Origin of the sequence: Ensifer sp. SL37, from assembly GCF_026672675.1 — a bacterium.
Lineage (GTDB): Bacteria > Pseudomonadota > Alphaproteobacteria > Rhizobiales > Rhizobiaceae > Ensifer > Ensifer adhaerens.
This window is the reverse complement of the sequence record NZ_JAPPRN010000006.1, coordinates 830,870-843,556: the sequence shown is the minus strand read 5'-3', so window position 1 is coordinate 843,556 and position 12,687 is coordinate 830,870. Positions and strand designations below refer to the sequence as shown.

Annotated in this window: 12 protein-coding genes; all 12 read left to right on the top strand. The window is 62.8% G+C overall.

What is annotated here, in order from left to right; genetic code table 11:
• Positions 1-1,389, top strand: coding sequence for an FGGY-family carbohydrate kinase (locus OVA00_RS16265; RefSeq protein WP_268089325.1), 1,389 nt, complete (start codon positions 1-3; stop codon positions 1,387-1,389).
• Positions 1,390-2,078: 689 nt separating this feature from the next.
• On the top strand, positions 2,079-3,695 hold the full coding sequence (locus OVA00_RS16260; RefSeq protein WP_268089324.1) for a globin-coupled sensor protein: 1,617 nt from the start codon (positions 2,079-2,081) through the stop codon (positions 3,693-3,695).
• Positions 3,696-3,736: 41 nt separating this feature from the next.
• Positions 3,737-4,030, top strand: a complete 294-nt coding sequence (locus OVA00_RS16255) for an STAS domain-containing protein (RefSeq protein WP_034796954.1) — start codon at positions 3,737-3,739, stop codon at positions 4,028-4,030.
• A 4-nt stretch (positions 4,031-4,034) separates the two neighbouring features.
• Positions 4,035-4,400, top strand: a complete 366-nt coding sequence (locus OVA00_RS16250; protein WP_025425897.1) for a response regulator — start codon at positions 4,035-4,037, stop codon at positions 4,398-4,400.
• Positions 4,401-4,419: 19 nt separating this feature from the next.
• Entirely contained in the window at positions 4,420-6,714 is a 2,295-nt protein-coding gene (locus OVA00_RS16245) for a chemotaxis protein CheA (protein WP_268089323.1), read from the top strand.
• 5 nt (positions 6,715-6,719) lie between these two features.
• Positions 6,720-7,190, top strand: a complete 471-nt coding sequence (locus OVA00_RS16240; protein WP_268089322.1) for a chemotaxis protein CheW — start codon at positions 6,720-6,722, stop codon at positions 7,188-7,190.
• Entirely contained in the window at positions 7,187-8,095 is a 909-nt protein-coding gene (locus OVA00_RS16235; RefSeq protein WP_034796945.1) for a protein-glutamate O-methyltransferase, read from the top strand. Before OVA00_RS16240 ends, OVA00_RS16235 begins: the two co-directional genes overlap by 4 nt.
• Positions 8,092-9,150, top strand: a complete 1,059-nt coding sequence (locus tag OVA00_RS16230; protein WP_268089321.1) for a protein-glutamate methylesterase/protein-glutamine glutaminase — start codon at positions 8,092-8,094, stop codon at positions 9,148-9,150. Before OVA00_RS16235 ends, OVA00_RS16230 begins: the two co-directional genes overlap by 4 nt.
• Positions 9,150-9,539, top strand: a complete 390-nt coding sequence (locus OVA00_RS16225) for a response regulator (RefSeq protein WP_025425902.1) — start codon at positions 9,150-9,152, stop codon at positions 9,537-9,539. The genes OVA00_RS16230 and OVA00_RS16225 overlap by 1 nt, the downstream gene beginning before the upstream one ends.
• Positions 9,536-10,090 (top strand): chemoreceptor glutamine deamidase CheD, encoded by a 555-nt coding sequence (gene cheD / locus OVA00_RS16220; protein ID WP_034796938.1) that lies wholly within the window; start codon positions 9,536-9,538, stop codon positions 10,088-10,090. Before OVA00_RS16225 ends, cheD begins: the two co-directional genes overlap by 4 nt.
• A gap of 74 nt (positions 10,091-10,164) precedes the next feature.
• Positions 10,165-10,557, top strand: a complete 393-nt coding sequence (gene cheT, locus OVA00_RS16215; protein WP_034796935.1) for a chemotaxis protein CheT — start codon at positions 10,165-10,167, stop codon at positions 10,555-10,557.
• A 359-nt stretch (positions 10,558-10,916) separates the two neighbouring features.
• Positions 10,917-12,593 (top strand): flagellar basal-body MS-ring/collar protein FliF, encoded by a 1,677-nt coding sequence (fliF, locus tag OVA00_RS16210; protein ID WP_034796933.1) that lies wholly within the window; start codon positions 10,917-10,919, stop codon positions 12,591-12,593.
• Positions 12,594-12,687 lie beyond the last annotated feature (94 nt).

Sequence of the window (12,687 nt, the reverse complement as noted above, 5' to 3'; positions counted from 1 at the left end):
ATGCGGGTTGTTGGCGTTATCGATATCGGCAAGACCAATGCCAAGGTCGCAGCCGTTGATCTCGACCGTTTCGAGGAGATCGCCGTCCGCAAGACGGCGAATGCGGTGCTGACTGATGGTCCTTATCCGCATTTCGATGTCGAGCGTCTCTGGGCCTTCCTGCTCGAAAGCCTCGCGTCACTCCATGCCGAACACGCCTTTGAGGCGATCTCGATCACCACCCACGGCGCGACCGCCGTCGTGCTCGACGCATCAGGCAACCTGGCGCTTCCGGTTTTGGACTATGAGCACGCCGGTCCCGACAGCCTCGCCGCCGAGTATGATAATGTCAGGCCGCCCTTTTCCGAGACCGGCTCCGCGCGCCTGCCGATGGGCCTCAATGTCGGCGCCCAGCTCTATTGGCAGCAGAAGACCTTTCCCGACGACTTCGCCAGGGTCGCCTCGGTCCTCACCTATGCGCAATATTGGACCTATCGACTGACAGGTACGCTCTGTAACGAGCTGACCTCGCTCGGCTGCCACACGGATCTCTGGAACCCACGGGCAGGGACATTCTCGTCTCTTGTCGAAAGCCAGGGCTGGACGCCCCTCTTCGCACCGGTGTTGAAGGCGAGCGATATCGCCGGAACGCTACTGCCAGAGCTTTGTTCGGCAACGGGCATTGCATCAGGGACCCCCGTCTATTGCGGCATTCACGATTCCAACGCCTCGCTGCTACCGCATCTCCTGACACGTACCTCGCCCTTCTCGGTGGTCTCAACCGGCACCTGGGTGGTGATGCTTGCGGTCGGTGCCGAGGCGAAGATGCTCGATGAACACCGCGACACGCTGATCAACGTCAACGCGCTTGGCGATCCCGTACCCTCCGCCCGCTTCATGGGCGGCCGCGCCTTCCAGCTTCTGTTGGGGGAGGGGGCGCCCCCTGTGTCGCCGCAAACGGAAGAGGCGGTGGCCGGGGCCGGCCACATGCTGCTGCCGTCCATTCCCGAGGGATCCGGTCCCTTTCCGGCCGCAAAAGCGATCTGGACGACGGACGAACGGGAGCTTGGCCCCGCCGAACGCTTTGTCGTCGTCTCGTTCCATCTGGCGCTGATGACAGCCACCTGTCTCGACCTGATCGGCGCGCGCGGCGATATCGTCGTCGAAGGGCCCTTTGCTTCCAACAGGACCTATCTGCGCATGCTCGCCGCAGCGACGGGCCGGCCGGTCTTTGCCGATCCCCACAATATCACGGGTACGAGCCTCGGTGCTGCGTGTCTGGTTAAGGGATCCGCGGTCAGGACCGGGGTCGAGCCGCTTGCGGGCGAGATCGCGGAGAGCCTCGCCGCCTATGCGCAGGCATGGCAAAAGGCGACGCAGGACCATGTGGGCAAAGAAAAGCGGCCGTAGAACATCCGTCCCCGGCCGCAGAGATGCCTGGTTGTGTCAGTAAGAGACGGGCTAAAGCCCGATCAAAACACAGAGCTGCGCTTTGCCGACCGGTTGTGCTCGATGTTGAGCACGATCGATACTGCCATCATTGTCAGGATTGCTGTGAGTGCGGCGCCAATGCCAAGAACAATCATTGTTCGTTTCCTGTAAGCGCATCGTCATGATGTCGCTTTGCGTGATGCGAAGGTTTCTTCGCGCATGCAGCGCCCACTTCACTTTCGCTTCGATACGCGAGCGCAAGTCGAACTACAATTCTAAACTCTTGTGATTGAGAACCTGTTGGTTTCAGGCGTGTTTATTACAGTTTTGTTGCAGCGCAAAAACGGCGCGTGAAAACACCCTGTGAATTTTAGTGATTCCGATTAGAGGCGAGGGACCGTTAACCTTCAAGCAAGGAATTAACCATAAACATGGTCCCACACGTCGGAATGGGATAATTCACAAGTCTCCTCAAGGCATGATGCCGCCCCGCCGTACCGGTTCCGGTCCGGTATCCATTCTTCACCGAATTTACTTGCGGGATGAACGACAGCAGACGCTTTTCGGCGGAGGCTGATCTCATCGATGTGGCGTGCACGTCCGGTGGACCGTGGCTCTCCCTGATGCTCCCCAGGCAAGTTCCGAACGTGCAGCACCGGGGATCAGCGTTGAGGCAGCAAGCATCGTCAGAACAGGCAAAAAAGGGCCAGGCAGGCAGCCTGCTGGAGCGCCTGCGCTTTGCCGGGCTCGACGACGAGAGCTGCAACCGCGTCCGCGATCACAGGCAAAAGCTGTCTCCCCGGATTGATCAGGCGCTTCGCGACCTCTTCCAGCGCCTCCAGACCTATCCGGACGCCGCCCGCCATTTCGACAGCGACCGCCAGATCGACCGCCTTCAGGATCTTCAGTCGTCGCACTGGAACGTGCTGACCGACGCACGCTTTGACGGGCTTTATGCCGAGCGCATCAAGGTGCTCGCAGACACCGCAAGCCGCATGGGCCTCGACCCGCGCTGGCAGATGGCAAGCCATGCCGTCGTGCTCGAACATCTCATCGTCGGACTGATCGAAGACGCCTGGCCGCGATCCTTTCTGCCGATGGGCAAGGCGCGCCGCCGCGAACTTTGCGACCTCGTCGCCGCTCTGGTGCGCACGACCTTCGTCGACAGCGAGATCGGCGTTTCGCTCCGCTTCAACGCCCTCCGCCAACAGCACCAGCGGCAGCTCGCCGAGCAGCGCAGCGCCGACGAGCTGGAGGTCAAGGCACTCTTCGGCGACTTTGCCGAAGGCGTGAGTCAGGGTGATCTCGGCGCGCGGTTGCCGGAAACGGCGGTCGAAGCCTATCAGCCGATCGTGGCGAGCCTGAACGCGGCACTCGAACAGATCCAGCAAAGTCTTCAGGCCTCCGATCAGCGCAGCCAGGCTGCCGGGGTACTGGTCGACCGCATGCGCGACGGCGCGACAGCCTTCACGGACAAGGCGAGCGCTGAAGCCGACGCGCTTTCCGGGCAGCTTGCCGTGCTCGCCGACATGGCCGGACGCATGGCGACCGGTTCGGGCCGGATCAGCGCCACGGAAACGAAGGCCAACGAGACCCGCATTGCCGTCGAGCGCAGCGGCGAGATCGCCGGCCAGGCGATTTCCGCCATGGCCGACATCGAGGCGTCGGCCGAAAAGATCGGCCAGATCATCGGCGTCATCGACGAGATCGCCTTCCAGACCAATCTTTTGGCGCTCAACGCCGGCATCGAAGCGGCGCGCGCCGGCGACAGCGGTCGCGGTTTTGCCGTCGTCGCCCAGGAAGTGCGTGCGCTGGCACAGCGCTCCGGCGAAGCGGCGCGCGAAATCAAGCAGCTCGTTTCCGGCACCAAGGCGCAGGTCGAGACCGGCGTCGAGATTGTCGGCCGCACCCAGGACGCGATCAGCAGCATCGTCGAGCAGGTCACGTCGATCAATTCCGCCGTCTCCGGCATCGCCCGCGAGGCGGAGCAGCAGGTCGGCGACCTCCGTGGCGTCGCGACCGAGATCGGCACGATCTCCAGGGGTGTCGAGGCAAGTGCCGCGCTGGCCGGCGAAACCGTCCGTTCGTCGGACGATCTTCATACGGTCATCGTCGAGCTCGGCGAGACCATCCGCCAGTTCCGCCTGGAGCGTCGCCATCCGGCCGCATCGGCGCGCGCCGGCCGCGAGCCCTTCCGTCACACATCCGCCGTCGTAGCCGAAGAGCCGGCCGCACCGTTGTTTGACGACGGGTTGCAGCGGCAGCTCGCCGGTTGGCAGCGCTGATATCAAGGGCAGTAGAGAGTTAGCAGTCGAGGAAGACAGAAATGGCCAGCAAGAAGACCGCCCAGAAGACGCTTAGCCTCGCTCCGGTTCTGGACCTGAATGAGGCAACGGCACTGCACGAGAAGCTGCTCGCGCTCAAGGGCAGCGATATCGTGATCGACGCTTCCGCGGTCGAGCGGGTCGGGACGCTTTGTGTTCAGGTGCTGATGGCCGGCGCCAAGACCTGGGAAGAGGAACATTTGTCTTTCACCTTCAGCAAGGTGTCGGACGCTTTCGAGAAAACGACACAGCTCATCGGGGTCGAGATCGACCACCTGATGGCAAAGGAGATTTGAGAAAATGAAGAAGCGAGTTCTGACGGTCGACGACTCCCGGACGATCCGAAACATGCTGCTGGTCACGCTGAACAATGCCGGTTTCGAAACGATTCAGGCCGAGGACGGCGTCGAGGGTCTTGAGGTCCTGGAAGAAGCCAATCCGGACGTGATCGTCACCGACATCAACATGCCGCGTCTCGACGGCTTCGGCTTCATCGAAGGCGTGCGCAAGAACGATCGCTACCGCGCCATTCCGATCCTGGTACTGACCACTGAAAGCGACGCGGAGAAGAAGAACCGCGCGCGTCAGGCGGGTGCAACCGGCTGGATCGTCAAGCCGTTCGACCCGACCAAACTCATCGATGCAATCGAGCGCGTAACGGCCTGAAGTCCGGGGATAGCCTCCAATGGATATGAACGAAATCAAAGAGATCTTCTTCCAGGAATGCGAGGAACAACTCGCCGAACTGGAATCGGGTCTGCTGAAGCTCAATGATGGCGACCGCGACCCGGAAACGGTCAATGCCGTTTTCCGTGCGGTGCACTCCATCAAGGGTGGCGCCGGCGCCTTCGGGCTGGACGACCTCGTCTCCTTCGCGCACGTGTTCGAGACGACCCTTGATTGCGTTCGTTCCAATAGGCTCGATCCCGGACCGGAAGTTCTGAAGGTGATGCTGAAGTCGGCCGACGTACTCGCCGACCTCACCAACGCTGCGCGCGATGGCGGCAGCGTCGACGAGGCGCGCAGCCGCCAGCTGATCAAGGAACTCGAGGCGCTCGCAAACGGCGAAGTTCCACAGGCGTCGGCAGCGCCGGCCGAACCGGTTGCCAAGCCCGTCGCTGCCGTGGCTCCGCCGCCGGTCAACGACGAAGGCTTCCAGCCGGTCGCCTTCTCCTTCGATGACTTCGACGCGGCTGAAGAGCCGCCGCTGATGGAAATGCCCACATATGAGATCGTCTTCAAGCCGAAGTCCGATCTCTACGCCAAGGGCAACGAGGCAACGCTGCTTCTGCGCGACCTCTCGCGCCTTGGCGAGATGAGCATCCTTTGCGACATGGGCGCACTGCCGACGCTCGATCGGCTGAGCCCGGAGAGCGCCTATTTCTTCTGGAAGATCTCGCTCAAGACCGACAAGGGCGAGGACGCGATCCGCACGGTTTTCGAATTCGCCGAGTGGGATTGCGACCTGGAGATTTCGCTGGTCGAAGACGAGGCGGCGACGCAGTCGGGCGAAGAGCTGCCGATGCAGCCCGTTCCCTTCGACCTGTCGATCCTTGACGACGAACCGGCGGTATCGGTCGGTGTCGTCGAGGAAGAAGAACAGCTTGCCTCCCAGCAGCAGGATCGCGACGCCGCGGTTTCAGCCGCCGGCACGGCGAGCAACGTGCTGCAGATGGCGCAGTCCGCCGCCCGCGCACCGGCTGAGAAGGCAGCTCCCGCGGCCAGCGCCGCCGCCCAGAGCGCTGCCGCCCAGCAGGCCGCCGCGTCGGCTGCAACGCCGACCATTCGCGTCGATCTCGATCGCGTCGACCGCCTGATCAACCTTGTCGGCGAACTCGTGATCAATCAGGCGATGCTCTCGCAGAGCGTCGTCGAGAACGACACCAACGGCACGTCCTCGATCAACATGGGCCTCGAAGAGCTGCAGCAGCTCACCCGCGAGATCCAGGATTCGGTGATGGCAATCCGCGCCCAGCCGGTGAAGCCTGTCTTCCAGCGCATGTCGCGTATCGTTCGCGAAATCGCCGACATGACCGGCAAGTCGGTCCGCCTGATCACCGAAGGCGAGAACACCGAAGTCGACAAGACCGTCATCGACAAGCTCGCCGAGCCGCTGACCCATATGATCCGCAACGCGGTCGACCACGGCCTCGAAACGCCGGAGAAGCGCCTTGCCGCCGGCAAGAGCGCCGAAGGCACTGTGCGCCTGACGGCGAAGCACCGTTCCGGCCGCATCGTCATCGAGCTTGCCGACGACGGTGCCGGCATCAACCGTGAGAAGGTGCGCCAGAAGGCGATCGACAACGACCTGATCGCCGCCGACGCCAACCTCTCGGACGAAGAGATCGACAACCTGATCTTCCACGCCGGCTTCTCGACGGCCGACAAGATCTCCGACATCTCCGGCCGCGGCGTCGGCATGGACGTGGTCAAGCGCTCGATCCAGGCGCTCGGCGGTCGCATCAACATCTCCTCGAAGCCGGGCCACGGTTCGGTCTTCACCATGAGCCTGCCGCTGACGCTCGCCGTTCTCGACGGCATGGTGGTCACCGTCGCCAACCAGACACTCGTCGTGCCGCTGACCGCGATCGTCGAAACACTGCAGCCGGAAGCCGCAGCGATCCACTCCTTCGGCTCCAACCAGCGGCTGATCTCGATCCGCAACTCCTTCTGCCCGCTGGTCGATGTCGGTCGCATCCTCAACTTCCGCGCCATCCAGGCAAACCCGGTCGAGGGCGTCGCGCTCTTGGTGGAATCGGAAGGCGGCGGCCAGCGCGCCCTGATGGTCGATGCGATCCAGGGCCAGCGCCAGGTGGTGATCAAGAGCCTCGAGGCCAACTACACCCACGTGCCGGGTATCGCCGCGGCGACCATTCTCGGCGACGGCCGCGTGGCGCTCATCCTCGATGTCGACGCGATCGTCGCCGCCTCGCGCGGGCATTCGCTGAAACCTGAAATGTCACTGGCTGCAGTCGGATAATGACAATGACCTATGCCGCAAAAAATCTGACCACGGGCGGACGGGAGCTGATCGCTTTCCGCGTCGGCGATCAGGAGTTCTGCGTAAACATCATGCAGGTGCGCGAGATCCGTGGCTGGACGCCTGCGACATCCATGCCGCATGCGCCATCCTATGTGCTCGGTGTCATCAACCTTCGCGGTGCGGTGTTGCCGATCGTCGATCTCTCGGCCCGGCTCGGCATGACACCGGCCGACCCGACCGTGCGTCACGTCATCATCGTCGCGCAGGTCAAGAGCCAGGTCGTCGGCCTTCTGGTCGACGCCGTCTCCGACATCCTGACGATTACAGACGACAAGATCCAGCCGACGCCGGATGTCATCTCGTCGGAGTTCGAAAAGAGCTTCGCGCGCGGTGTGCTTGCGATCGAAGGCCGGATGATCTGTCTCATTGAACTCGAAGCGATCTTCCCGCAGGAAGAAAGGGAAGCCGCATGAGAAGTCAGCCCATCGCCGAACAGAAACTGTCGCCGGACGAGTGCCTGGCGAGCGGCGAGTATCCGTTGACCCGCCGCGATCTTACCGAGATCGCCGCGATGATCTATGCGGATGCCGGCATCTATCTCAACGAGACCAAGGCGTCGCTTGTCTATTCGCGGCTGTCGAAGCATATCCGCAATCTCGGGCTCAGGGGCTTCCGCGAATATTGCCAGCTGGTCGCTTCGCCCGCCGGTGCGGCTGCGCGGCGCGACATGCTTTCGCATCTGACCACCAACTTCACGCGGTTCTTCCGCGAGAACCATCACTTCGAGCACCTGAAGACCGACGTGCTGCCGGAGCTCATCGCGCGCGCTAAGGCCGGCGGCCGGGTGCGCATCTGGTCGGCCGCCTGCTCGGACGGCCAGGAGCCCTATTCGATCGCACTGACTGTCCTGTCGCTGCTGCCGAATGCGGCCGATTACGATTTCCGGATCCTGGCAACCGACATCGACCCGAAGATCCTGGCGCTCGCCCGCGCCGGTGCCTACGACGCAACCGCGCTCGAAACCGTCAATCCGGCCATGCGCAAGCAATATTTCTCCGAGGTCAACAGCGGCGGCCGCTTCAAGTGGCAGGTCGACGATCGGGTCAAGCGGCTGATCACCTTCAACGAACTGAACCTGATGGCGCAATGGCCGTTCAAGGGGCCGTTCGACGTTATCTTCTGCCGCAACGTCGTCATCTATTTCGACGAGCCGACGCAGATGAAGATCTGGTCGCGCTTCGCCGGCATGCTGAACACCGACGGTCACCTTTATATCGGCCATTCCGAACGGGTGTCCGGTGACGCGAAGGCGCACTTCGACAACATCGGCATCACCACCTACCGCCACACCGGCAAATTTCATGGAGGACGGGCATGACCACTCCCGCTCGCGTTCTCGTCGTTGACGACTCCGCCACAATGCGTGGCCTGATTACAGCCGTGCTCAACGCGGATCCAGACGTGACCGTCGTCGGCCAGGCGGCCGACGCCATGGAAGCGCGCCAGGCGATCAAGCAACTCGATCCCGATGTCGTCACCCTCGACATCGAAATGCCGAACATGAACGGCCTCGAATTCCTCGACAAGATTATGCGGCTGCGGCCAATGCCGGTCATCATGGTCTCGACGCTTACCCACAAGGGCGCTGAAGCCACAATCGCAGCACTCGAGATCGGCGCCTTCGATTGTGTCGGCAAGCCGCATCCGGGCGATCCCCATCCCTTTGCCGGTCTCGTCGACAAGGTAAAGGCGGCCGCCCGCTCGCAGCGCAAGTTCATCATCACCGGCAATAAGGTCGCGGCGCCGGCTCCAGCCAATGCGAATACGGCGTCTGAGTACCGGGCCGGCCGCAAGATCATCGCCATCGGCGCCTCGACAGGCGGCGTTGAAGCCCTGATCACGGTGCTGCAGAAGTTCCCGGCCAATTGCCCGCCGACGGTCATCACGCAGCACATGCCGCACACCTTCACCAAGAGCTTCGCGGAGCGGCTGAACCGTCTCTGCGCGCCGGCGGTGCAGGAGGCGACGGACGGCGCGCGGCTCGAAATCGGCAAGGTCTACCTGGCGCCCGGTGGCGAGCGCCATCTGCAGGTCGCCCACCCGACGGCACCCTGCTGTCGCCTGGTGGACCGCGACCCGGTCAACGGGCATCGGCCTTCGGTCGACGTGCTGTTCGATTCAGTCGCCGAGCTTGCCGGACGCAATGCAATCGGTGTCATTCTGACCGGCATGGGGCGCGACGGCGCCTCCGGTCTCCTGAAAATGCGGCATGCCGGAGCAAAGACCTTCGGCCAGAACGAAAAGACTTGTGTCGTCTACGGCATGCCGAGAGTCGCCTATGAATTGGGCGCCGTTGAAACCCAGCTCCCCCTCGGATCCATCGGGGAGGAGGTCCTGAAAGCAGCGGCGCTCCGCAAGGAAGGAAGCGAATAATGTCCATCGCCGAAAAAATCAAAGTTCTGATCGTCGACGATCAGGTGACGAGCCGCCTGCTCCTGGGTGACGCCCTGCAGCAGCTCGGCTTCAAGCAGATCACCGCCGCCGGTGACGGGGAGCAGGGCATGAAGATCATGGCTCAAAACCCGCACCACCTCGTGATCTCTGACTTCAACATGCCGAAGATGGACGGGCTCGGCCTGCTGCAGGCTGTCCGTTCGAACCCGGCGACCAAGAAGGCGGCCTTCATCATCCTGACGGCCCAGGGCGACCGTGCCCTGGTTCAGAAGGCAGCGGCCCTCGGTGCCAACAACGTTCTGGCCAAGCCCTTCACCATCGAAAAGATGAAGGCTGCGATCGAAGCCGTATTCGGGGCGCTCAAATGAACATGGAAGCCGCCGGCAAGCGCGTGCATGTCATCCAGGGTGAGTACAAGGTCTTCAACGATCCGAACATCGTGCTGTCGACCATTCTCGGTTCCTGTGTGGCAGCCTGCATGCGCGATCCCGTGGCCGGCGTCGGCGGCATGAATCACTTCCTGCTGCCAGGTTCCGCGACGTCGCCCATGTCCGGCGGCGACGCGACCCGCTACGGGGTCCACCTCATGGAATTGCTCATCAACGGTCTCCTGAAACAGGGCGCCCGGCGAGATCGTCTCGAAGCCAAGATCTTCGGCGGCGCCAAGACGATCGCGCGGTTTTCCAATGTCGGCGAACAGAACGCCGCCTTCGCGCGCCAGTTCCTGCTCGACGAGGGCATCCGCATCGTCGGCGAGAGCACCGGCGGCGAGCACGGCCGCAAGCTCGAATACTGGCCGTCGTCTGGCCGCGCCCGGCAATACGCCCTGACCGGCGTCGAGACGCAGCGCACGGTGCAACTGGAGGAACGCCCGATCGTCGCGCCGAAGCCGGCCGAAAGCTCCATCGAATTCTTCTGATGCTGCGAGGCAGACGCCTCGCAGGCCTGAAAAAACGACTTCTACCGCAGCCCCGAGCCACGTGAGACATACACATGCAGACCGACTACCTGGGCCACATGCCGCACGTGGAAGAAGCGCTCCCCGAAGTGCTGATGCGCATCGTCACCGAATTGCATGACGTCGCCTATCTGATCGAGCGGATCGAGCCGCAACTGGCCGGTGACCACGGCGCCGATGCGCTTGCCAATCCCGACAAGATGATGGTGCTGCAGGGCATCGACCTTGCCGTGCAGAAGACCCGCGGGCTGGCCGAGTTCATCGACACGATTACCGCATCGATCCCGGACGCCTGGATGGTCGACGTCACCACGGCCGTCAATCTGGTAAAGCTTGCCGATATGAAAAAGGCACTTGGCAACGGCATGTTGCGCCACGGCCACTCCCAACCGCTGACGAAGGCGGCCGGTGATTTCGAAGCGTTCTGACGCTCCCAGAGAGCCTCGCAGGACGCGGGTTCAAGAAACATCCATTTAAAATCAATGGCTTGATGTACCGAATTCTGACGCGGACGCGACTTTGTGCGCAGGTTTGGCTTCGTCCGACGGTCCGTTTCGCCCCAGTGGATAAGTTTTGCGGCGGCGCCTCCGCCGCTTCGGTCGGGCGCATCAAGCCAAGTTCGCGCAAGTTTCGTTTCCTACGGTCCGGATCGGGACTGGTGGATTCGCGCGCATTGGAAGTCGATACTCGGCATGTCGATACCCAGAAAACCCGAATGTTGGAACTGCGCAGGGCGCTCGGCCGATGATCGGCCCGTTGACCTTGCGATACTGGGTGCGGAAACAGAATGAGTCTGTTGGATCAACTCTCGACGTTCACGAAGAACCTGAGCAGTCTCGGGCAAGGCAAGCTGATCGCGTTGGCGGCGGCTGGCATTGTCGCGGTCGGCATGGTGCTCGGGGCCGGAATTTACGTCAACAGACCCTCGTTCGAGACGCTCTATGTCGGGCTCGAACGCAGCGATGTCACCCAGATCAGCATCGCGCTGGCCGAGGCCAACATCGACTTCAATGTCGGGGCTGACGGCGCCAGTCTGCAGGTTCCCGTTGGCATGACCAGCAAGGCGCGCCTGCTGCTCGCCGAGCGTGGCCTGCCGAGCAGCGCCAATGCCGGTTATGAACTCTTCGACAATGTCGGCTCGCTCGGCCTCACCTCCTTCATGCAGGAAGTGACCCGCGTGCGTGCCCTCGAAGGCGAAATCGGCCGCACCATCCAGCAGATTTCCGGTATCGCCGCAGCCCGCGTCCACATCGTGATGCCGGAGCGCGGCAGCTTCCGCAAGGCAGACCAGAACCCCACCGCCTCGGTCATGATTCGCGCCAGCGCCACGGTCGGCCGCAGCGCCGCCGCTTCGATCCGTCATCTCGTCGCCTCGTCCGTACCGGGGCTCGACGTCGATGACGTGACCGTGCTCGATTCGACCGGGCAGCTTCTCGCATCGGGCGACGATCCAGCCAACAGCGCCCTCAACCAGTCGCTCGGCGTCGTCCAGAACGTCCAGACCGAGCTTGAGAAGAAAATCGACAACGCGCTCGCTCCGTTCCTCGGCATGGACAACTTCCGTTCGAGCGTCACGGCACGTCTGAACACCGACACGCAGCAGATCCAGGAAACGGTGTTCGATCCGGAATCGCGGGTCGAACGCTCTACCCGCGTGACCAAGGAAGAGCAGAAGTCCAGCCAACAGCAACCGGACAATGCAGCGACGGTGCAGCAGAACATTCCTCAGGCCGCCCCGAAGGGCGGTGCCGGCCCGCAGTCGAGCGACCAGGCCGAGAAGAAGGAAGAGCAGACCAACTACGAGATCAACAGCAAGACGATCGCCACCGTCAAGAACAGCTATACGGTCGAGCGGCTCTCCGTTGCCGTTGTCGTCAACCGCGGCCGCCTGGCAGCGATGGTCGGCGAACCGGCCGATCAGGCCAAGATCGACGCCTATCTCGCTGACATGCAGAAGATCGTCGCTTCGGCTGCCGGCCTCGATACCAACCGCGGCGACGTCGTGACCCTGACCGCCATGGACTTCGTCGAGACGCAGCTGCTCGACCAGGCGGTTGCCGGTCCGGGTGTGATGGAGACGCTCACTCGCAATCTCGGCGGTATCATCAACGCGCTCGCCTTCATCGTCGTCGCCTTCCTGGTGGTCTGGATGGGCATGCGGCCCCTGGCACGCCAGCTCGGTCTCGGTGGCGGTGCCGGTCAGATCCAGGGCGAAGCAGCCGGCCTCGAACTGCCCGACTTCTCTCCGGCCAATGCCGGAGCCGGTGGCGCGCTCATGGACGGTTTCGGCTCGGACTTCGGCTTCGACAGCACCGACGACCTGCTCAGCATGGGCGACGACAGCGGCGGCTTCAACCGCCGCGTCAAGGAAGGGCCGGAACGGCGCCTGGCCCGCATGGTCGAGATCAGCGAAGAGCGCGCGGCGAAGATCCTGCGCAAGTGGGCTCTCGACAAGGCGGCCTGACACTCAGAAAACAGCTTTGGAATTTCTTGCAAATCCCGCCCTCGTGGCGGGATTTTTCTTGTCCCCGCTGCCTGAGATCGCGCTTGCGGTGGAT